Origin of the sequence: Rhodococcus sp. NPDC056506, from assembly GCF_042794945.1 — a bacterium.
In the GTDB taxonomy this organism is placed as follows: Bacteria; Actinomycetota; Actinomycetes; order Mycobacteriales; family Mycobacteriaceae; genus Rhodococcus_F.
Window position 1 is genome coordinate 189,002 of the sequence record NZ_JBHTSW010000001.1, and the last position, 21,277, is coordinate 210,278.

At 64.0% G+C, this 21,277-nt stretch carries 17 protein-coding genes; 13 read left to right on the top strand and 4 right to left on the bottom strand.

Translation table 11 applies throughout. The features are described from left to right. Window position 1 precedes the first annotated feature (1 nt). Complete coding sequence (locus ACFQ6H_RS00850; protein ID WP_378642762.1) at window positions 2–841, bottom strand: hypothetical protein; 840 nt, start codon at window positions 839–841, stop codon at window positions 2–4. A 93-nt stretch (window positions 842–934) separates the two neighbouring features. Here ACFQ6H_RS00850 and ACFQ6H_RS00855 point away from each other — a divergent pair, with 93 nt between their 5' ends. Continuing rightward, window positions 935–1,690, top strand: a complete 756-nt coding sequence (locus ACFQ6H_RS00855; RefSeq protein WP_230817678.1) for a 1-acyl-sn-glycerol-3-phosphate acyltransferase — start codon at window positions 935–937, stop codon at window positions 1,688–1,690. 3 nt (window positions 1,691–1,693) lie between these two features. Then, window positions 1,694–2,428, top strand: a complete 735-nt coding sequence (locus ACFQ6H_RS00860) for a lysophospholipid acyltransferase family protein (protein WP_378642765.1) — start codon at window positions 1,694–1,696, stop codon at window positions 2,426–2,428. Between the two features lie 25 nt (window positions 2,429–2,453). On the opposite strand, the gene ACFQ6H_RS00865 is transcribed toward ACFQ6H_RS00860, so the two are convergent. Beyond that, window positions 2,454–3,161, bottom strand: a complete 708-nt coding sequence (locus tag ACFQ6H_RS00865) for an Ltp family lipoprotein (protein ID WP_378642769.1) — start codon at window positions 3,159–3,161, stop codon at window positions 2,454–2,456. A gap of 190 nt (window positions 3,162–3,351) precedes the next feature. On the opposite strand from ACFQ6H_RS00865, the gene ACFQ6H_RS00870 reads away from it, so the two are divergent. Beyond that, window positions 3,352–4,173 (top strand): HAD family hydrolase, encoded by an 822-nt coding sequence (locus ACFQ6H_RS00870; RefSeq protein ID WP_378445767.1) that lies wholly within the window; start codon window positions 3,352–3,354, stop codon window positions 4,171–4,173. A 37-nt stretch (window positions 4,174–4,210) separates the two neighbouring features. Here the strand turns inward: ACFQ6H_RS00870 and ACFQ6H_RS00875 are convergent, their stop codons facing one another. Beyond that, entirely contained in the window at window positions 4,211–6,214 is a 2,004-nt protein-coding gene (locus ACFQ6H_RS00875) for an N-acetylmuramoyl-L-alanine amidase (RefSeq protein WP_378642772.1), read from the bottom strand. Window positions 6,215–6,545: 331 nt separating this feature from the next. Between ACFQ6H_RS00875 and ACFQ6H_RS00880 the strand changes: the two genes are divergently transcribed. Then, window positions 6,546–8,108 (top strand): SpoIID/LytB domain-containing protein, encoded by a 1,563-nt coding sequence (locus tag ACFQ6H_RS00880; RefSeq protein ID WP_378642779.1) that lies wholly within the window; start codon window positions 6,546–6,548, stop codon window positions 8,106–8,108. Window positions 8,109–8,212: 104 nt separating this feature from the next. Here ACFQ6H_RS00880 and ACFQ6H_RS00885 read toward each other — a convergent pair whose 3' ends face one another. After that, complete coding sequence (locus ACFQ6H_RS00885; RefSeq protein WP_378642783.1) at window positions 8,213–9,706, bottom strand: PucR family transcriptional regulator; 1,494 nt, start codon at window positions 9,704–9,706, stop codon at window positions 8,213–8,215. 170 nt (window positions 9,707–9,876) lie between these two features. On the opposite strand from ACFQ6H_RS00885, the gene ACFQ6H_RS00890 reads away from it, so the two are divergent. The 9 genes from ACFQ6H_RS00890 to zomB all read left to right on the top strand — a co-directional run bounded on the left by ACFQ6H_RS00890 (window position 9,877) and on the right by zomB (window position 21,264). After that, window positions 9,877–11,298, top strand: coding sequence for an amino acid permease (locus ACFQ6H_RS00890; RefSeq protein ID WP_378642788.1), 1,422 nt, complete (start codon window positions 9,877–9,879; stop codon window positions 11,296–11,298). A 90-nt stretch (window positions 11,299–11,388) separates the two neighbouring features. Next, window positions 11,389–12,570, top strand: coding sequence for a thiolase family protein (locus ACFQ6H_RS00895; RefSeq protein WP_007731825.1), 1,182 nt, complete (start codon window positions 11,389–11,391; stop codon window positions 12,568–12,570). A gap of 2 nt (window positions 12,571–12,572) precedes the next feature. After that, window positions 12,573–13,724: an acyl-CoA dehydrogenase family protein gene (locus tag ACFQ6H_RS00900; protein WP_283306458.1), complete on the top strand. Its 1,152-nt coding sequence runs from the start codon at window positions 12,573–12,575 to the stop codon at window positions 13,722–13,724. Window positions 13,725–13,833: 109 nt separating this feature from the next. Next, on the top strand, window positions 13,834–14,757 hold the full coding sequence (locus ACFQ6H_RS00905) for an MBL fold metallo-hydrolase (protein ID WP_378642792.1): 924 nt from the start codon (window positions 13,834–13,836) through the stop codon (window positions 14,755–14,757). 69 nt (window positions 14,758–14,826) lie between these two features. Further along, window positions 14,827–16,041, top strand: coding sequence for a UDP-galactopyranose mutase (gene glf / locus ACFQ6H_RS00910; protein ID WP_378642797.1), 1,215 nt, complete (start codon window positions 14,827–14,829; stop codon window positions 16,039–16,041). Continuing rightward, complete coding sequence (locus tag ACFQ6H_RS00915; protein WP_378642800.1) at window positions 16,038–17,951, top strand: glycosyltransferase; 1,914 nt, start codon at window positions 16,038–16,040, stop codon at window positions 17,949–17,951. The genes glf and ACFQ6H_RS00915 overlap by 4 nt, the downstream gene beginning before the upstream one ends. Continuing rightward, window positions 17,932–18,465, top strand: a complete 534-nt coding sequence (locus ACFQ6H_RS00920; protein WP_378540801.1) for a phosphatase PAP2 family protein — start codon at window positions 17,932–17,934, stop codon at window positions 18,463–18,465. The genes ACFQ6H_RS00915 and ACFQ6H_RS00920 overlap by 20 nt, the downstream gene beginning before the upstream one ends. After that, entirely contained in the window at window positions 18,462–19,367 is a 906-nt protein-coding gene (locus ACFQ6H_RS00925; RefSeq protein WP_003943808.1) for a decaprenyl-phosphate phosphoribosyltransferase, read from the top strand. Before ACFQ6H_RS00920 ends, ACFQ6H_RS00925 begins: the two co-directional genes overlap by 4 nt. Then, window positions 19,345–21,264 carry a flagellar motor control protein ZomB gene (gene zomB, locus ACFQ6H_RS00930; RefSeq protein ID WP_378642804.1) on the top strand — a complete coding sequence of 640 codons (1,920 nt, stop codon included), beginning with the start codon at window positions 19,345–19,347 and terminating at the stop codon, window positions 21,262–21,264. The genes ACFQ6H_RS00925 and zomB overlap by 23 nt, the downstream gene beginning before the upstream one ends. Window positions 21,265–21,277 lie beyond the last annotated feature (13 nt).

Genomic DNA, 21,277 nt, shown 5'->3' on the forward strand with positions numbered 1-21,277 from the left:
CTCAGGTCGCGGCCCCGAGGCAATATCCCTCGGGGCCGATCGACAGGGTGAACTGCATCGAGCGTGAGTTACCGGTTCCGTCGCTGACGGGCAGGGTGACACGGACGTAGTCGCCGCGAACCGGAGTGACTGTTGCAGCTTCGGCATCAAAAGACTTGATACCGGCCAGCTGATTCGGGTCGAGCTTGAGCGGCGGTTGTCCGGTGGCCCCGGTGCCGTCCGGATCCCACGGACCGTTGCCGGGGCAGATCAGCGGATAGAACGTCTCGACGTCACGGGTGTTGACCGGCCGTCCGGTTGCGCGCGAGAGAAACCTGACGACTGCATGGGATGCGTCAGCCGGGGTGTAGAAATTGGATTGCCCCGCAGGGAAGACGAACGGGCACGCATATCCGGAGGCGATCTCCGAGCGCTTGGCGGCGACGGAGAGTCCGCCGCCACTCCACGTGACCGCGTACTGGCCGTCGATACCTGGTGCCGAGATGGCCGTCAGGATGGCGGGCACATCCGAGTATCGGTCGGCGACCGTGGTGGGCGGCATCGTCCAGCACGCGTTGGTGAGCGCGTCCACGTCCAAAGACACCAGGTCCGTCGCCCAGGCTGCCAAGGCCGGCGCAGCGGCCGGATTGCCGGGTACGTCACTAACCGGCGGTGGCGCGACCGGCGCGGCGGGCGCAATAGTCGTCGTGGGCGCGAGAGTGGTTGTCGTCGTGGTTTCAGTCGTGGGCGGAGACGGTTCGTCGGTCAGGATTCCCGTCCGTCCGTCGTCCTCACATGCGGTTATCGCCAACGTCATGGCGAGTGCGACTGCCCCCACTGCCGCTCGTCCTGCCGACTTCATTCGTTCGTACGCCCCTTTTGCGACATTCTGACCAACATCCACCCCATAACTGCTGCGGGTCAGATCACGGATTCCCGTCTACGCTAGCGAACTGTGGATCCCGTTTACAGAACAGTCATCGGCATCGCCCGTACCGTCTTCGCTTTCGAGGGCCTGAAGTTCTCCGTCAAGGGCGAGCAGAACATCCCGGCGTCCGGTGGCGCCGTGATCGCGATCAACCACACCGGATACATGGACTTCACATATGCGGGACTGCCGGCGCGGACCCCGAAGCGCTACATCAGGTTCATGGCGAAGAAGGAAGTCTTCGACAACAAGATCTCCGGACCGATCATGCGGGCCCTCAAGCACATCCCGGTCGACCGCGGCGCGGGCGCCGACTCCTACAAGGCAGCCGTCGATTTCCTCAAGCGCGGCGAATTGGTGGGTGTGTACCCCGAAGCCACGATCAGTCGGAGCTTCGAAATCAAGGAATTCAAGTCCGGCGCCGCCCGGATGGCGATCGAGGCCGGCGTCCCGATCGTTCCCGTCGTCATCTGGGGCGCTCAGCGCGTCTGGACGAAGGGTTATCCGAAGCGTTTGGGCCGCACCAACACTCCTATCTCCATTGCCGTCGGCGAGCCGATCGCGCCCTTCGAGCCGGCGAGTGAGCTGACGGCGAAGCTGCACTCGACAATGCAGGAGTTGCTGCTCGATCTGCAGAAGAACTACGACCATCCGGCAGGCGAGTACTGGGTGCCGGCCCGCCTCGGTGGCAGCGCGCCGACGCTCGAGCAGGCGGACAAGATGGACGCCGACGAAGCCGCGGCAAAGGCCAAAGCTCGCGAGGCGCGGAAGTCCGAAGGCTGACCCATGCCCTTCGAACCCGTTTACACCGCCGTCGAGGTAGTCGCGCGTGGTCTGAGCGGTTTCCAGGGTGTGAAGGTCACCCGCACCGGGACTGAGAACGTCCCGGTGTCCGGTGGCGCCGTCATCGCGATCAACCACACGAGCTACCTCGATTTCATCCCGGCCGCTCTGGCGGTCGGCACCGCAAAACGCAAGCTCAGGGTGATGGCCAAGGCCGAGTTGGCGGACAACAAGGTACTCGGCTTCCTCATGCGTGGATGCGGAGTCATCGAAGTCGATCGCTCTGCCGGAGCGCAGGCGTATCGAGCCGGAGTCGACGCCCTGAAGCGGGGCGAGTTGGTGGGCGTCTACCCGGAGGCGACGATCAGCCGGAGCTTCGAGATCAAGGAAATGAAATCCGGGGCAGCTCGGATGGCCATCGACGCCGGTGTTCCGATCATTCCGCTCATCGTCTGGGGCGCCCAGCGGATCGTCACCAAGGGTGGACCGAAGAATCTGGGCCGCAATCGCTTCCCGATCTCGGTGGAAGTGGGCGCACCGATCGATCCGGTCGAGCCCGCCGAAGCATTGAGCGAGATCCTGCGCATCGAGATGGATGCAATCCTGCGCCACGTGCAGGACGGGTTCGTGCACGAGCCCGGGGCGTACTGGGTGCCGCGGCGACTCGGCGGTGGCGCACCCACACCGGAGGAAGCCGCCGCAATGGACGCACAGGAACGAGCGAAGCGGGCGCGTTGAGAGAAGGGCGCTGTGCGCTGATGCGTCAGTACACGGCGTCAGCTCCGTACTCGGCCTGCGCACTCGTGAAGCCCTCGTATTCGAGCTGCTCGATCAGTCCGGACCTGGAGAACGACGTCATCTCGAGGTATTGCTCGGCGCTCAGTGCAGCCTGCTTGTTCCAGTCCGCGTTCAAATTATCCACCGCGTACGTCGCATCCTCGGTGGAGAACCCTTCGTACTCGAGCTGTTCGATCAGTCCGCTGCGGGAGAAGGCAGTCATGTCGATGTACTGCTGGGCAGATCGGACGGCGTTTCGCTGACCGGAACTGACCTGCGGCCTGGCCGGGGCAGGCGCAACTGTCGGAGTGACCACAGGTGCAGGCGCCTGGTAAGTGGTCGTCGTGGGCGCCGCCACCTTGCTGGACGGCGGGGCGGGAGCAGCGGGCGGCGCACTGACGATCGGTGCGACAGCTGCAGGCGTCGTAGAAGCAGTGGTAGTCGGTGCAGCGGTGGTGGTCGGTGCAGCGGTGGACTTCGAGTCGTCCTTGTCGCGTCCACCGAGGAGGCCTGCGACGACGAGCAACACGACGACCGCACCGGCAATCCACGGCCACTTCCTCGACTTCTTCTCAGGTTGCGGTTGCGGCGGAGGCACCTGGAATTGAGGCTGCGAGTTCCCGTAAGGCTGGGAGTTCCCATAGGGCTGGGAGTTCCCGTAGGGCGGCGGGGGCAGATCGGGCGGCACGGACATGGGCGTTTCTCCCTTTGTGAAAGTCGTGTTCTCCCGCAATAGATACCAGACCGGTCGGACTGAAATGCGATTTGTGCGAATCTCTCGAGGTTTCGCGATGTCCGGTGCGGTGCGGACGCGCGAAGCGGGCGCGCTGAACGAGACCGTCGTACCGGACGGGCACAATGGCGGTGTGAGCCCAGACCGTCGTATCAGCCCTGACCGCCCGACCTTGGTCGCCTCCGATGTCGACGGCACCCTGATCGATCACGACGAGTTGGTCAGCGCCCGCACCCGCGCCGCCGTGCATGCCGTCGTCGAATCCGGCACGCCGTTCCTACTGGCAACCGGGCGTCCTCCGCGTTGGATTTCGCCCGTCGTCGAAGGCTTGGGATACGCGCCACTCGCCGTCTGCGCCAACGGAGCCGTTGTGTACGACAGCTACGCCGACCGCGTCCTCAGTGCCGCGACCTTGTCGGTCGACGCACTCACCGAACTCTCCGAACTGGCTTTGGTCGCACTCCCCGGGTCGGGTTTGGCCGCGGAACGGGTGGGGGAGAGCGCACATGACGCCGCCACTCCGCAGTTCGTCAGCTCACCGGATTACGAACACGCCTGGCTCAATCCGGACAACACCGAGATGTCCGAGGACGAAGTGCTTGCGGCGCCTGCCGTCAAACTCCTGATTCGTCGTCCGGGCATGACCAGCACGGCGATGTACGACACGCTCGCCCCACACGTCGGTGCGCTCGCCGACATGACGTATTCCACCGAGAACGGACTGATCGAACTTTCGGCGCCGGGAATCACGAAGGCATCGGGACTGGTTGCCGCCGCGGAGCGGTTCGGTTTCGACCTGTCGGGTCTGGTTGCCTTCGGGGACATGCCCAACGACATCCCGATGCTGGGGATGGCACGCCTCGGCGTGGCCATGGGGAACGCTCACCCCGAAGCCAAAGCCGCAGCCGACGAGGTCACGGACACCAATTCGGAGAACGGGGTCGCAAAAGTCCTCGAGCGCTGGTGGTCGTAGAACCCACCAGCGCCCGAGGACGTGTACTGCTCGACTGTCAGCCGACAGGCGCGCTGTTGGCCATTTCCTGGGCAAAGGTTTCGTTGTAGGTCTTGAGGACCTTGGTGACCATGCCCGTGATCTGGTTGAAGATCAGCGAACCGTTCTCGAAATCGCTGCGCAGGCCGTCCGGGATCGAGTACTCGTCCGAGATCGGCAATCCGAGTTCACCAGCGTCGGAACCGAAGCTCTGCCACGACTTGAAGATCTCGCCGAGCACGGTGAACACTCCGCCGTTGGGTGAGGTGTAAACAGCGCCGTTCTGGAACAACGCACCCTGGTTGCCGAGTTTCGCCTGCAGGATTCCGGACAGCGCCTGGCCGAGGCGTCCGAGGTCACCACCTTCGGCGATCCACTTCTGCGCGAGCGGTGAATTGTCGGTGATCTTCAGAATCTGGGTGACCAGATCCGGGATCGACGATCCGGTGCCACCGGTGACCGTGTCGACCGGAGTGGTCGGCTTGGGCGCAGGCGTCGACGGATTGGAGGGGTTCGACGGGTTCAACGATCCCCCGATGTTCGCGGCCGCGATGTTCCGGATGTCGTTCATGTGTGCGTATGCGGCATCGCCAGGGCAAGCCGTGTTTCCGACGTCGCGGTGCGCGAAGATGATCGGCAGATCGACTGCTGCGCCTTGCGGGTACGGCGTGAACTCGGTGCCCTCGGAGTACATCGTCGTTCGGCCCTTGGGATCGAGTCCAGCCATGCCGAGCTTCCAACCGAGGAACTTGCCGACGGCGTTGAGCGTCGCCTGCGAAGGCTCGACGGTGGAGTAGTCACCCATCATCGCGATACCGGTGGTGTTCTCGTTGAAGCCGCCGGCGTGTGCGCCCTGCACTGCCTTGTCGAGTCCGCCTGCGCGGCCTTCGAAGGTCTGACCGTACTTGTCGACGAGGACGTTGTATCCGACGTCGCACCAGCCGAGAGTCCGTGCGTGGTAGGCGTAGATCGAGCGGACGATGCCGGCCGATTCTTCCTTGGTGTAGTTGTTGCTACCCGCGGTGTGGTGAACGGTCGCGCCGCCGATGAAGTCGTCGTACGTGGGGGAGTCGCACCGAAGTGACTCGTCTGCGCCCCACTGTGCGCGGGTGATGACGGACGGTCCGCTGCCGCCGAGCGGCGCTGCGACGGCCTGCAGATTGCTGTCTGCCTCGCTGGCACCCGGGTCGATCAACACGGCGGTGACGGCATCTGCTGCCGTCGTCACCTGGCGAAGCGGCTTGGACACCGAAGCTGGGGTGTACCCGAGTTCGCCGGTGGCCGCGGGTGCTTCAGCAGGCGCAGGCGCCTCAGCGGGTGCGGCTTCCGGAGCCGGTGCGGCTTCCGGCACGGGTGCTGCTTCCGGAGCCGGAACCGGCACAGCCTCGGCTGCGGGGGCAGCGGCACCCTGCGGGGTGAGGATCTGGATGGACTTGGTGGCGCCGACGAAGACCGGTTCGGTGGCGGTGCCGGAGTTGGTGGCCTGATCCGAGCTGGCGGAGTCGATGGCGTCAGGGGTGAACCACGGGCCCCAGGTGCCGTCTTCGGCGAGGGCGCGGACCTTGGACTGCGCCGAGGCGATCGTGTCCGAGGTCAACGCGACCATGCTGAACGGAGAGTCGCGGGTGACTTCCTTGACCACAGCGCCTGGCTCTTCCAGGGAAGGAACCGGAGCGGTCTCGGTCGGGCCGCCGGGAGCAGCGGGTGCCGGGAACAGCTCGGTCGGCAGCGTGATCCCGGGAGGTAGCGGGATTTCGGTCGGGAGCTTGAGATTTCTCAGATCACCGAGGTTGATGTCGGGGAGATCGAGACCGGTCAGCTCCTTGACCGGAATGATGATGTCGGGCACCGACGCGAGGAGCACCTCTGCGATCTGGGTCGGCACTGCTACTGACGTCGTTTCGTTCGCGGAACGTACATCGGACGTAGTGCTCGTGAAGCCGTAGACCGCAAAAGGACTTGCGACAGCCACTGCGGCTACAGCCCCGAGTACGAGCGAGGGCTTCGGTCGACGGTGTGGCAAGGGATTACTCCTCGGTTGTAGTTACTTGCGAGCGAACTTCAGGGCCGATGACGGCCGTGAACGGAATCCTTCAAAACCGGATCCGAGCAGGTCGGATGCCATGTTCTGGGGTTGAACTCCAGTTTTCGGACGCGTACGTCTGCAACTCGTGATGCTGGTGTGACTCGTGTGACTGGTGTTGCTAACTCCAAACACTCTTGCCACACTAGTCACAAAAGTCCATAACGCTCAACCTTAGGGTGAGACTTTAGTTAAATCGTTGTGGACTGGCCTGCGCGCGGAGTACCGACTTCGCGGACTCGTGAGGCCGGTAGCGATGAGGAGAGCATTGATGGCGAGAAGCGGAAGAAGCGGAACTGCAGGTAAGAAGCCTGTGTCCGGTCGCGCAGGTCGCTTTCTGGTGGGCGGACCCGGGAGGCGAACCTCACTGATGCGGGTCTCGGTCCTCGGACTCGTTCCAGCTCTCGCACTCGGCGTCGCGATCGGAGGTTTCACGCAAATCCGCGCTGACGAGCCGTCGATTTTGCACGCCGTCGCCGCCGATACACAATTCACGCTCTCCGGTCACGGCAACGGACACGGCCGCGGAATGGGCCAGTGGGGCGCTTACGGCTATGCCAAGAATGACGGGTGGTCCGGCGAGCGAATCCTCAGTCACTACTACGGCGGAACTGTCCTGGACTCCATTCCGCCCGCGCAGATGAGTGTGCGGCTCACGGCCCAGGACAACTCGACGCTCGACGTCTACTCCGACGCCGGCCTGGTGGTCAACGGCCAGCGCACCGCGCCCGGCGAGGCCGCCCACCTCACTGCACTGCCCGGTGGCGGTGCACAAGTGGTCGTCACCAGTGGATGTGGTGGTGGGGTCGTCTGGGAAGCGGTCACCGATCATCCGTGGGTGGACCCGGTGGATCTCGGTCCTGATCGACCCGCCGACCAGCTCCTGAAGCTGTGCGACAACGACGCGCCCTATCGTGGTGCCCTCGGCGTCGTGCTCGACAACGACTCGGCGCGGACGGTGAATCTTCTCGACATGGAGGATTACCTGCTCGGCGTAGTACCGGTGGAGGCAAAGGCGGAATGGGCCGATTCCGGTGGGGCCGAAGCACTCCGGGCTCAAGCCGTGGCAGCGCGATCGTACGCTGCAACCGAACATCGGTCCTCGTATGCCGACACCTGCGACACACAGGACTGCCAGGTGTACGGCGGGGCGGGTAAGGAAGATCCCCGCACCACCGAAGCGGTTCGCTCCACCGTCGGCGCCGTTCTGTCACGTGACGGCAAGATCGTGGCCACTGAATTCTCCTCGTCCACAGGAGGTTACAGCTCCGGCGGTGAGTTCCCGGCCGTCGAAGATCTTGGCGACGCACTGTCTCCCAATCACGATTGGACCGTGAATCTGACCGCAGGGCAGATTGCGGACGCCTTCGGGGTCGGCGCGCTGCAATCGCTCAAGATTCTCTCGCGCAACGGATTCGGCACCGACGGTGGACGAGTGACGGCAGTCGAGGTAGTCGGTACAAGCGGCACGGTCGGCGCGACCGGAATGCAGTTCCGTCAGAAACTCGGCCTGAAATCGGACTGGTTCACCATCGGTGACGGTGCGGGTGTGGTAGTGGCACCGGATTCGGAATCAACAGTGCCGGAATCCAATTCGCCATCCGAGGATCCATCGGGTACGGTTACGGAGACGCAGATCGAGAAGAAGTATCGGGAGCTCGGCGGTGAAACCGGCTCTCTCGGTGCTCCTGTCGGCCCGGAGATGCAGTTGCCCTCCGAAGCAGGCACTTTCCGTGTCTACGAAAACGGAACCATCATCTGGACAAAGGTTTTGGGTGCGCAGGTAGTTGATGCCAACGTGCTCCGCGAGTGGATACCGACGGGCGGAAGCTAGGGGAAGGTCGGTCGGTAGCGACTCGCACGTATCGACTCTGAAGGGTCTCCGCCGCAATCCGGTGGGGGCCCTTCAGGTCGCTTCAGGGGATATCGGTCGACTTGTCAGATGGTCGGAGCGTCGCCGAGCAGACGGTACTCGAGCCACAACTCCGCGCGTTCCGTGGGGGAGCCGAGATCGAGCTGAAGAAGGCTCTCGATCCGAGCGAGTCTGCTGCGCAACGTATGTCGATGAATATTCAGCGCTGTTGCCGCGGCGTCGCCCACCCCGTTGTGTGCCAGCCACATGGCCAATGTCCGGTAGAGATCGCTACCGCCCTTCGCTTCCAGAAGCGGGCGCAAGTGTGCCGCCGCGAATGCCGTCGAGCGATCCTGATCGAGAAACGCGGACAATCCACTCTCCGAGAGTTCGGCGAACCGCATCGAGGGCAGGTTGCGGGCGCCGGCCTCGGCTGCTGCCTGCGCGGCTTGGCGTCTGGCGCGCGAAAGATCGTCCCACCACAACATGTCCGACACGCCGACGGTTACGTCGATCTCCTTGACACGAGCGAGAATTCGTCCACTGTCCGTGGCCGAGACTACGGCGATCAGTGCGCCGTCGGTGATGCCGAAGGCCAGATCGCGGCTGAGGCCGTCGAGCAGTGAGACGGACACGCTCTCGAGCAGGCCGCTGGGACCCGCTACGTGGAAGACCTGGAAAGGTTCGACCGGAAATCCTCCCCATAGTTCACCGGAGATGTTGCGGGCGAGCGCATTCTGGCCTTCGAACAGTTGATGCATCGCAACGGTGCGCAAGTGGTTCATCGTCAACTGCGCATCTCGGGTCCGAGCCGTCATCAAGGTGAGCAGAGATGCGGCTGCGATGACGATGCCCTGATTCAGCGAACCGACGGCGCCAGGGCAACCGGCGACGAGGTATCCCATCAGCTTTCCCCTCGACGTCAGCAGGGGATGGGAGATGACGTCCTCGTTCTCACTCGTGAGGAAGCTGACCTCCATCGGGCGAGCATCGCGCTCAGGGGCCGTTCGCTCGATTCCCGCGGCCGCGGCGGTGTGCGAGATCTCGACGGTATGACCGGCCGAGTCCAGCAGTGCTGCCCATCCGCCGATCAATTCCGCCACCCGTCGTACGACTGCCCGGGTGCCGTTGACCGTCACCGCAGCCTGGAGCAGTCGCCGCAGGCTCTGGTAGTTGCTGCGCAGCGCTTTCATGTCGTCGTCGGATTGCGCCTTCGAGACCGCTTTGGTCAGCGCGATGAAGGGAGTTCGCAACGGGACATCGAGAAGGGGCACACTGAAACGGGTGGCCGCATCCACCAGAGTCTGCGGCGCCTGCTCGTATCCGAGGCCGGTTCCGAAACCGATTCCGGCAATTCCGGCCGCAACCAGGGTCCGTACGAAACGGGTCGTTTCCGCGGCCGTCGTCGGTAGTGACACCCCGGTGATGAGCAGTAGTTCGCCGCCGTCGAGGAAGGGCGTCGGATCGGGAAGTTCGGAGACATGTGCCCAGGTCAGGGTGCGATCGAGCTGGTCGTGCCCGGCCAGGACGCGGAGGCCGAACTGGTCGGTCGCACAGAGTTGGCGGAGCGTGATGGGCATGGGTCCAGTCTGGCACCCCGAACCCGCCACTTTGTAGTGCCTGCGGTCACGTTTGTACAAAGTGGAGCCTGACGCGAGCTTGCCGAAGGTCCGACACTGGCGCTATCGAAAATGCGCTCCAGCAGAGCGTCACCAAGATCCACCTCCCGAACAGCCCACAAGGAGTACTGATGTCCAGTACAGACCAGCCGGCACTTCAGCACACGCTGAAGAAGCGGCATCTGTCGATGATTGCGATCGCGGGCGTCATCGGCGCCGGACTGTTCGTCGGCTCCGGTGTGGCGATCCAGGAGACGGGCCCAGGCGTCCTGATTTCCTACGCACTCGCCGGCGTCGTCGTCATCCTCGTGATGCGCATGCTCGGTGAGATGTCGGCAGCGTCGCCGGAAACCGGCTCGTTCTCCTCGTACGCCGACAAGGCCATCGGCCGCTGGGCGGGCTTCTCGATCGGCTGGCTGTACGCGTGGTTCTGGATCATCGTGCTCGGCATCGAGGCCACCGCCGGTGCCCTCATCATGAATCGCTGGGTTCCCGGCGTTCCCCAGTGGACCTGGGCATTGATTCTGATGATCGTGCTGACGCTGACCAACATCATCTCGGTCAAGTCCTTCGGTGAGTTCGAGTTCTGGTTCGCGTCCATCAAGGTTGTCGCCATCATCGCGTTCCTCGGCATGGGTGTCGTGGCGATCTGCGGATGGATGCCGGGCGTCGAAGCACCCGGAATGACCAACCTGACCGGTCACGGCGGTTTCCTGCCGAACGGAACAGGAGCCATGCTCGCCGCAGTCCTTGTGGTCGTGTTCTCGTTCTTCGGCGCCGAAATCGCCACCATCGCCGCCGGTGAATCGGCCAACCCGCTCGAAGCCGTTCGCGCAGCCGTCAAATCCGTCGTCTGGCGAATCCTCATCTTCTACATCGGCTCGATCGCCGTTGTCGTCACGCTGCTTCCCTGGGACAGTGCGTCCGTCGCGCTCAGCCCGTACGTCGCCGTCATGGACTCCTACGGCATTCCGGCCGCAGGCAACATCATGGACGTCGTCGTCCTCACGTCGGTTCTGTCCTGCCTCAACTCCGGTCTCTACACCGCGAGCCGCATGATCTTCTCCCTCGCCGGTCGCGGCGACGCCCCCAAGTCGCTCTCACGCATCGAGAAGACCGGCGTACCCATGCGCGCGGTTCTGGTCTCGACGATCGTCGGCTTCCTGACCGTCGGCATGAACTACCTCTCCCCGGACAAGGTCTTCCTGTTCCTGGTCAACTCCTCCGGTGCGATCGCGCTGTTCGTCTGGCTCGTCATCTCGGTGTCCCAGTTGCGCACTCGCCGCAAGCTCGAAGCGTCGGGCCAGGAGCTGGAGCTGAAGATGTGGTTCTTCCCGTACCTGACCTACGCCACGATCGCAGCCATCATCGCGCTCTGCATCGGCATGCTCACTCTGGACTCGACTCGCAGTCAGATGTTCGTGTCCCTGGGACTCGCAGCGATCCTCGTGGGTATCGGGCTCTACCGCTATCGGAACGACAAAGACCCCGAAGACACCGAAGCCACCGAGACCGAGGTCGTACCGGTGGCCGAGAGCGCTCCCACACCCTGACACCAACGTCCCCATCTGCGAGATACTTCGATGTCCTAGTATCGGCCACGGACGAAGAAATCGACGTGAGCACAGCAGATGGGGACAATCATGACCACACCCGAACCGATCGTCATCGTCGACGGGGCCAGGACCCCCGTCGGTAGCTTCGGTGGCGTCTTCAAGGACGTCCCCGCACACGAGCTGGGCGCCGCAGCAGCCAAGGCCGCGCTGAGCCGCGCCGGCGTTGCACCCGAAGACATCGACGAGGTCGTCATGGGCTGCATCGGCCAGGTCGGCCCCGACGCCTACAACGCACGACGGGTGGGCATCGCCGCCGGGCTGCCCGAGAACGTCCCTGCCTACACCGTCAACCGCCTCTGTGGCAGCGGCCTGCAGGCCGTGTGGTCTGCGGCGATGCAGATGCGCTGGGGCGCAGCTGCCATCACCCTCGCCGGCGGCGACGAGAGCATGTCTCGCATGCCCTTCTACGACTTCGCTGCCCGATCCGGCTACAAGCTCGGCGATCGCAGCCTCGTCGACGGCACCGTCGCCATGCTCACCGACCCGTTCAGCAAAGCCCACATGGGCCGCACCGCCGAAGCCGTCGCCCGCAAGTACGGCGTCAGCCGCGAGCAGCAGGACGAGTTCGCCGTCGAATCGCAGCGCCGCGCCGCTACCGACGCAGCGAAGGCAGCATTCGCCGAGGAAATCACTCCCGTCGAGACCGGTGGTCGGCGCTCCGTCACAGTCACCGAGGACGAGCATCCCAAGCCCGGAACCACCGTCGAAACCCTCGCCAAGTTGCGCCCCGCATTCGAAGAGGGCGGATCCGTCACTGCCGGTAACGCGTCGGGCATCAACGACGGCGCCGGCGCACTCGTCCTCGCGACGGGCACCGAGGCAGCCAAGCGCGGCCTCACCGGACTGGTCACGCTCGAAACAGTCACGACAGCAGCCATGGAGCCCGGCCTGATGGGCTACGCTCCCGTGCTCGCTCTCGAAAAGCTCTTTGCGCAAACAGGATTGAAGCCCTCCGACATCGGCACCGCCGAGGTCAACGAGGCGTTCGCTTCGCAGGCCATCGCCGTCATCCGTGACAGTGGCCTGGATCCGGAGAAGACCAACCCGTACGGCGGAGCAATCGCCCTCGGACACCCGGTCGGCGCCACCGGAGCCATCCTGACCCTGCGCGCGGCCCGCGACATGGTCCGGCGCGACCTCGAATTCGGCATCGTCACCATGTGCATCGGCGGCGGACAGGCACTCGCAGCCCTGCTGAAGCGGGTCTGATCATGGCGACCAAGCGCAAGCCGTCGTGGCACGACGACGAGATCACCGCAGTAGCCGAACTGGCCCGTGGTTTCTTCGATCGTGAACTCATCGCCAAGCGTGAGCAGTGGGACGCTCAGCATCGCGTCGACCGATCCGTGTGGCTCGAAGCCGGCAAGCTCGGCCTGCTGTGCTGCTCGATTCCCGAGGAATACGGCGGGGGCGGTGGAACTTTCGCGCACGATCTCGCTGTCTTCGAGGCGCAGGGCTATTGCGGTGACTACGCACTCGGCAACTCGGTGCACAGTGGCATCGTCGCCCACTACGTCCTCGAGTACGGCAACGAAGAGCAGAAGAAGGCCTGGCTGCCTGGCATGGCCACGGGTGAAATCCTCGGCGCCATCGGAATGACCGAGCCCGGAACAGGTTCCGACCTCAAGGCCATCACTACCTCCGCGATCCGCGACGGTGACCACTACGTAGTGAACGGGTCGAAGACCTTCATCACCAACGGTGGCAGCGCCGACATGATCGTGCTCGCCGTCAAGACCGATCCCAAGGCCGGGGCCAAGGGAGTCTCGCTCTTGATCGTGGATCTTCGTGACTGCGAAGGCTTTGCCGTCGGCCGCGTGCTCGACAAAGTCGGTCAGCACGGCGCCGATACGTCCGAGCTGTCCTTCACCGACGTTCGCGTTCCGGTCTCGAATCTCCTCGGCGAGTCCGAGGGACTCGGTTTCGGCCAACTGATGGCGCAGTTGGTGCAGGAACGCCTCATCATCGGCGCGCAGGCCATCGGCACCATCGAGCGTGCAGTCGAGGAGACTGTCGCCTACACCAAGGCGCGTCAAGCGTTCGGGCACAGTCTCTTCGAGTTCCAGAACACCGCCTTCGAGCTGGCCGAGTGTCAGACGATCGCACGCACCTGCCGCGTGTTCCTCGACAATTGCATCGAGGATCATCTCAACGGCGAGCTGGACGGCGCCGACGCCGCCATGGTCAAGTACTGGCTCACCGAACAGCAATGCGCCGTCGTCGACCGGTGCGTGCAGCTTTACGGCGGCTACGGCTACATGCGTGAGTACCCGATCGCGCGCATGTACGAGGACTCCCGCGTGCAGAAGATCTACGCCGGTGCCAACGAAGTGATGAAGGGCATCATCGCAAAGAGTCTTTGATCACCGGCGTCGAAAACCATTGACACCGACCGGGCACCCACCGAGCATTTCGGTGGGTGCCCTTTGTGTGCCTACAAGCGGTATCGAGCTGTTCGGAAGGCAAACACTGATGAGCTTCACCATCGACGTCGGATCGGCGCGCATCACCCAACTGACCGAACTGGCGCACTGGCCGTTCCCGCCGCGAGAGCTTTTTCCCTACGCGGGTGAGACGGAGATCGAGGAAGTATCGGTGCGTCTGACACCGGAGTTCTTCGACGCGGAAAGCGGTGACCTCGTACTTGCCATCCACACCTACCTGGTGGAGATCGGCGGCAAGGCCATCGTCGTCGACACCGGCAACGGCAACAGCAAGCACCGGCCGAACCTCTTGCCGCATCACATGTTCGGCACCGACTACCTCCCGCGCTTCGCAGCCACCGGCGTTGCCGTGGACGACGTGGATCTGGTGGTCAGCACACATCTGCACCCCGATCACTGTGGTTGGAACACCAACCTCGACGCCGAAACCTGGCGGCCCACCTTTCCCCGCGCGACCTACATTTTCGACCGCACCGAACTGACCGCGCTCGAACAGCTCGCCGCCGACGGTCCACACGAAGGAGTGGTCTCGGATCTCGCACAGACCTTCGAGGACAGCGTCCGTCCCGTTCTGGACGGGGCGAAGTGGGCGGCAGTCGACGACGGTCATGTCCTGGCCGAGTCCGAAGGCACAAGCGTCGTCGTGCGCAGCGCGCCCGGTCACACGCCCGGTCACATCGTGATCGAGATTCGCACCGCCGACGGTGGCGCCGTCATCTCCGGCGACGTGATCCACCATCCGATTCAGTTTCTGTACCCGGACCTCAGCCAGGGCGGTGACGCTGACCCCGACATCGCCAGGGTCACCCGCCGCGCACTTCTCGAACGCTGCGCGTCGGAGGGACTCCTTCTACTTCCCGCGCACTTTCCGGTCGACGAACCGATCACCATCGGTTTCGATGCGACGGGTGTGCCGAGTGCCGTGGGTCTGGTCGGTCTCGCAGCGTCCTGACTTGCCGCATCGGCCCTGGTGACGCATCCAACCCTCGGCTTCCGAACAGGTCCGATACCCTGGTTCATCGTGACCGCTGCAAATTCAGAGACCGCCCGTGCCCAGTACGACCTGATCGTCGTCGGTTCGGGATTCTTCGGGCTGACCATCGCCGAGCGTGCCGCTACCCAACTGGGTAAGCGCGTGCTGGTGCTGGATCGCCGTCACCACCTGGGGGGAAACGCATACTCGGAGGCAGAGCCGGAGACCGGCATCGAGGTCCACAAGTACGGTGCCCACCTGTTCCACACCTCCAACAAGAAGGTCTGGGACTACGTCACCCAGTTCACGGAGTTCACGAACTACCAGCACCGCGTCTTCGCGCTGCACAAGGGACAGGCGTACCAGTTCCCGATGGGACTCGGCCTCGTGTCGCAGTTCTTCGGTCGGTACTTCACGCCCGAAGAAGCACGCGCCCTCATCGCCGAGCAGTCCAGCGAGATCGACTCGAAGGATGCCTCCAACCTCGAAGAGAAGGCGATCTCCCTGATCGGACGCCCGCTCTACGAAGCATTCGTGCGTGACTACACCGCAAAGCAGTGGCAGACCGACCCCACCGAGCTGCCCGCGGCGAACATCAGCCGCCTGCCGGTCCGCTACAACTTCGACAACCGCTACTTCAACGACACGTACGAGGGTCTGCCCGTCGACGGCTACACGGCGTGGCTCGAGAACATGGCAAAGGATCCGAAGATCGAGGTCCGCCTCGACACCGATTACTTCGACGTCCGCGACGAACTTCGCACCGCCAGCCCCGACGCACCTGTCATCTACACGGGCCCGCTCGACCGCTACTTCGACTACTCCGAAGGTTCGCTCGGATGGCGCACCCTCGACTTCGAGACCGAGGTTCTGCCCACCGGAGACTTCCAGGGCACCCCCGTCATGAACTACAACGACGCGGACGTCCCGTTCACCCGCATCCACGAGTTCCGTCACTTCCACCCGGAGCGCGAGTACCCGGCCGACAAGACCGTCATCATGCGTGAGTTCTCACGTGCCGCGGAGGCGAAGGACGAGCCGTACTACCCGATCAACACGCCCGAGGATCGCGAGAAGCTCGCCGCGTACCGCTCACGCGCCAAGAAGGAGACCGCGGAGAACAAGGTCCTCTTCGGTGGACGTCTCGGCACCTACCAGTACCTGGACATGCACATGGCAATCGCCAGTGCGCTGACCATGTTCGAGAACACCCTGCGCCCGCATCTCGAAACGGGTGCGGAATTGGCAGGGGAGAACGAATGAACGCACGTCATCTACTCGAAGGCGAAGACACCGTCACCGGCGACGAGGTGACCTACCTCGGCAAGTCCCTGCTCTCTCGGATCATCCTTCCCCGCGCCGGCGAACCACTCGACGTTCGCACGCTGTACCTGGAGGAAGCCTCGACCAACAGTCGTCGGGCGCACTCCACCTCGCGTACGTCCGTCGCGCTCGGAGCCGAGACAGAGGTCTCCTTCGCCACGTACTTCAACGCGTTCCCCGCCAGCTACTGGCGTCGCTGGTCCATCCTGAAATCTGTGGTCCTTCGGCTCGAACTGTCCGGACACGGCCGCGTCGATGTCTACCGTTCCAAGGCGGACTCCTCGCGAATTCACGTGGAAGGCAAGGAATTTGCCGACGGCGATGCCGCGGTCGAACTCGAGGTGGAACTGGCACCGTTCGAGGACGGCGGCTGGATCTGGTTCGACATCACCACTGATACAGCCGTAGTCGTAGAAAGTGGTGGCTGGTACGCGCCCGTCGAGGCTCCCGGCGAAGCGACGGTCGCCGTTGGTATTCCGACGTTCAATCGCCCGACCGACGCAGTCAAGGCTCTGGCTGCGCTGTCTTCGGATCCGCTGGTGTCGGACGTGATCAAGGCCGTCATCATGCCGGACCAGGGCACCCGCAAGGTGCGCGACGAACCCGGGTTCGCCGAAGCTGCTGCAGCACTTGGTGATCGGCTCGCCATTCACGATCAGGGCAACCTCGGCGGCTCCGGCGGATACAGCCGAATCATGTACGAGGCACTCAAGACCACGCAGTGCCAGCACATCCTGTTCATGGACGACGACATCGAGATCGAACCCGACTCGATCCTTCGCGCGCTCGCTTTCTCGCGCTTCGCGAAGTCGCCGATGCTGGTGGGTGGGCAAATGCTCAACCTGCAGGAACGCAGCCACCTCCACGTGATGGGTGAAGTGGTCAACCGCGGGATCTTCATGTGGTCTGCCGCGCCGAACGTCGAATACGACCACGATTTCTCCAAGAATTCGCTGCGAGATTCGAAACTGCTGCACCGCCGCATCGACGTCGACTTCAACGGCTGGTGGATGTGCATGATCCCGCGCCAGGTCGCGGAAGAACTCAAGCAGCCGCTGCCTCTGTTCATCAAGTGGGACGACTGCGAATACGGTTTGCGCGCAAAGGAAGCCGGATACCCGACCGTCACGTTGCCCGGTGCCGCGATCTGGCACATGGCCTGGAGCGACAAGGACGACGCCATCGACTGGCAGGCGTACTTCCACCTCCGTAACCGTCTGGTGGTGGCCGCGCTCCACATGCCGGGCAACGGCCGCGGCCTTGTCGTCAACACGGTGAAGGCGACTCTCAAGCACCTGCTGTGCCTCGAGTACTCCACCGTCGCGATCCAGAACAAGGCAATCGCGGACTTCCTCGCCGGACCGGAACACGTCGCGAACATGCTGCCGACGGCACTCGGTGAGGTCCACGCGCAGCGCAAGGAGTACCCCGACGCCGTCGTGGTGCCCTCCGCGACCGCGCTACCGCTGCCCTCCGGCGCCGAGGTCGGGGACGTGAGCGCGCCGACCAATCCGGTCGCGAAGATCGTCCGCGTCGGCAAGGCCGTGGTACACAACCTCAAGCCTGCGCACCCGGAGCATCACGAGCGTCCTCAGCTCAACGTGCCGACCATCGACGCCAGGTGGTACCTGCTCTCACAGGTCGACGGCGTCACCGTCACCACCGCCGACGGCCGCGGCGTCGTCTACCGCAAGCGCAACCCCAAGCAGGCCCTCGAACTGCTCAAGGAAGCCATGCGTTTGCGGCGCGAGCTCGCCGCACGTTTCCCTGAGCTCAAGAAGCAGTACCAGGACGCCGTTCCTTCACTGACCAGCACGGAAAGGTGGGAACGTGTCTTCGGTATCTCCTGAAGTACAGATTCTGGCCGGAATTCAATCGACCGTCGGGCAACTGCCCGGAGCTGTCAAGGTCGCCCGCGGTATGTCTCACTTCGGTGAGCACTCCCTCGGGTGGATCGCGATCGCTGCCGTCGGAGCTGCCGTGGACAAGCCGCGTCGACGCGAATGGGCCGGAGCAGCTGTCGGAGCATTCGGTGCACACGCCGCCTCCGTGGTGATCAAACGAGTCGTCCGGCGCAAGCGGCCTTCAGATCCGTCGGTGCAGGTCAACGTCTCGACACCGAGCAAGCTCAGCTTCCCGTCTTCACACGCGACGTCGACGACGGCAGCGGCTGTGCTGATCGGTCGACTTACCGGGCTACCCTTACCGGCGTTGCTGGTGCCCCCGATGATGCTCTCGCGTCTGGTCCTGGGAGTTCACTACCCGACCGACGTACTCGCCGGAGCGGCACTGGGAGCCGCATCCGCGGCGGTAGTTCGCCGGGTCGAAGAAGCCAGAGCCGAACAGAAATGTGGAGATAAATGAGCGAGGAACCGGCTACGGTCAGCGGACCCCCGAAGTCGCTGCCCGCCGGCATCGTCAAGGCGCTTCGCCCACGTCAGTGGGTCAAGAACGTCCTTGTGCTGGCAGCGCCCATCGCGGCCGGAACCGCCACCGAAGCCGACGTGCTCCTGCCCGTCGCGCTGGCGTTCGTCGTGTTCTGTATGGCGGCATCGGGCATCTACCTCGTCAACGACGCGATGGACGTCGAAGCCGACCGAGCACACCCCACGAAGAGGTTCCGCCCCATCGCGGCCGGAGTTCTGCCCGTCAATATCGCCTACGGCATGGCAGTCGTACTGCTGGCCGGCGCGATCGGACTGTCCTTCCTGGCCAACTGGCAACTCGCCGTGGTCATGGGCGTGTACATCGTCATTCAGCTCGCGTACTGCTTCGGTCTGAAGCATCAAGCCGTCATCGACATCTGCATCGTCTCGTCCGGCTTCCTGCTCCGAGCGATCGCCGGTGGCGTTGCCGCCGAGATCGATCTCTCGCAGTGGTTCCTGCTGATGATGGCGTTCGGTTCGCTCTTCATGGCCGCAGGCAAGCGCTACGCCGAGCTGCAGTTGGCCGAGAAGACCGGCGCGAAGATCCGTAAGTCCCTCGAGAGCTACACGATGACGTACCTGCGTTTCGTGTGGACGATGGCAGCGACGACGCTGGTCCTCTGCTACGGACTGTGGGCGTTCCAACAGGACGCCATCAAGGGCACCAACTGGTACGCCATCTCGATGGTGCCGTTCACCATCGCGGTGCTGCGATACGCGGTGGACGTCGACGGCGGCGAAGCCGGAGAGCCTGAGGAGATCGCGCTCGGTGACCGGGTGCTGCAACTCCTCGCGATTGCGTGGATCGGAGTAGTGGGTGTCGCTGTCTACCTCGTCTGAGCCACGCACCGAGGCCGACCCGCACGTCGACACTGCGGCGAATCGCACCACCCTCAGTCGAGGAGTTTTTCTCGGCGGGGTGGTGCTTGCTGCTGCCCTCATGTTCTGGGGTGCGTGGGAGCGTCGCTGGATCGCCGACGACGGACTGATCGTCTTACGAACCGTCCGCAATCTGCTGGCGGGAAACGGCCCGGTCTTCAATGCGGGTGAGCGTGTCGAGGCGAACACGAGTACCGCGTGGACGTACATCGTCTACGCGTTCAGTTGGCTCACACAGATCCGCCTCGAATACGTCGTCCTGACGATCGCGCTCGTGCTCTCGACGGCCGCCGTCGTGCTGGCGATGCTCGGCACCGGTCGTCTGTACCGCGGCGTTCGGCCGTCGGCGGGAGGAACGATCCTGCTGGTCCCGGCAGGTGTTCTCGTCTACATCGCGGTCCCGCCTGCGAGAGATTTCGCCACGTCCGGGCTCGAAACGTGCCTGGTGATCTTCTGGATCGCGCTCCTGTGGCTACTGCTCGTTCGGTGGGCTCAGGCGTCGACGCCGTCCACGGCGTCGATCCTGACTCTCTCGTTCGTGGCCGGTCTCGGACCACTGGTTCGACCCGAGATGGCGATTCCCGGTGCTGCCGCGTTGATGATGATCGTTCTCTCCGCCGGCTTGACCTGGAAGATTCGCACGCTGATCGTGGTCGTCGCCGGATTTGTCCCGGTGGCCTATCAGATCTGGCGAATGGGCTATTACGCCTTGCCGTACCCGAATACCGCGGTGTCGAAGGACGCCGGTGGCGCGAAGTGGGCGCAGGGTTTTGCGTACCTGTGGAACCTCGTCGGGCCGTACCTTCTCTGGTTGCCGTTGCTGTTCCTGCTCGTCGGTGCGCTGCTGCTCGTGTGGCGAAGCCGAGCGGATGCACCTGCCACCGCCACCGATCAACCAGCACGTCCCCTGTGGCAGCGCTTTCAACAGTTCCTGCGTACCCCGCGGGCGATTGTCACCTTCATTCTCGGCAGTGGGCTGATCCTCGGGATCTACTCGCTGCGCGTCGGCGGCGACTTCATGCACGGCCGCGTCCTGTTGCCGGTGCTGTTCTGTCTGCTCATCCCGGTCGCGGTCATTCCGTTGCGGGTGCCCGCTCGGTCAGCGTTCGGCAGTAACCGAGACACCGCAATCTTCGGTGTCTCGGCGGTGCTGTGGATCGGCACGATCATCTGGGCTTTCTTCGCCGCCAACACGACGGGTATGCCGGAAGGCTCCGTGGTGGGTCGCTCGGGAATCGTCGACGAGCGCGCGTTCTACGCACTCAACACCGGTCACAAGCACCCGATCCTCGCCGAGGACTACCTCGACTATCCGCGGATGCGTGCCATGGTCGAGACCATCGCGCGCACCCCGGAGGGTGGGCTGCTGCTGCCGTCGGCGAGCTACGACTCCTGGTTCGTCGTCCCACCGCCCGGACCGCTCGAAGAGCCGGCCGAGCACGTCGTCTTCTTCCTCAACCTCGGAATGACGAGCATGAACGTCGGCCTCGACGTCCGCGTGCTCGATCAGATGGGGCTGGCGTACCCGCTGGCAGCTCACACCGAGCGACTCGAGGACGGCCGGATCGGGCACGACAAGAATCTCTATCCGGACTGGGTAGTCGCGGACACGGGAATGATCGACGTTCGCCCGTGGCTGCCGTTCTTCCTCGACGAGGACTGGGTTGCGGACGCGAAGCTGGCCATCACCTGCCCGGAAACGCAGGAGCTGCTGACGTCGTACCGCTCCGAGCTGACCTGGGCCCGATTCAAACAGAACTTTCAGCAGGCATTCGACTTCGCGAAGTACCGATTCGACCGGGTTCCGGCCTACGAATTGGAACGCTGCGGGCTCGTGCCACCGGAGTCACCCAGGTGATGTGATCAGCATC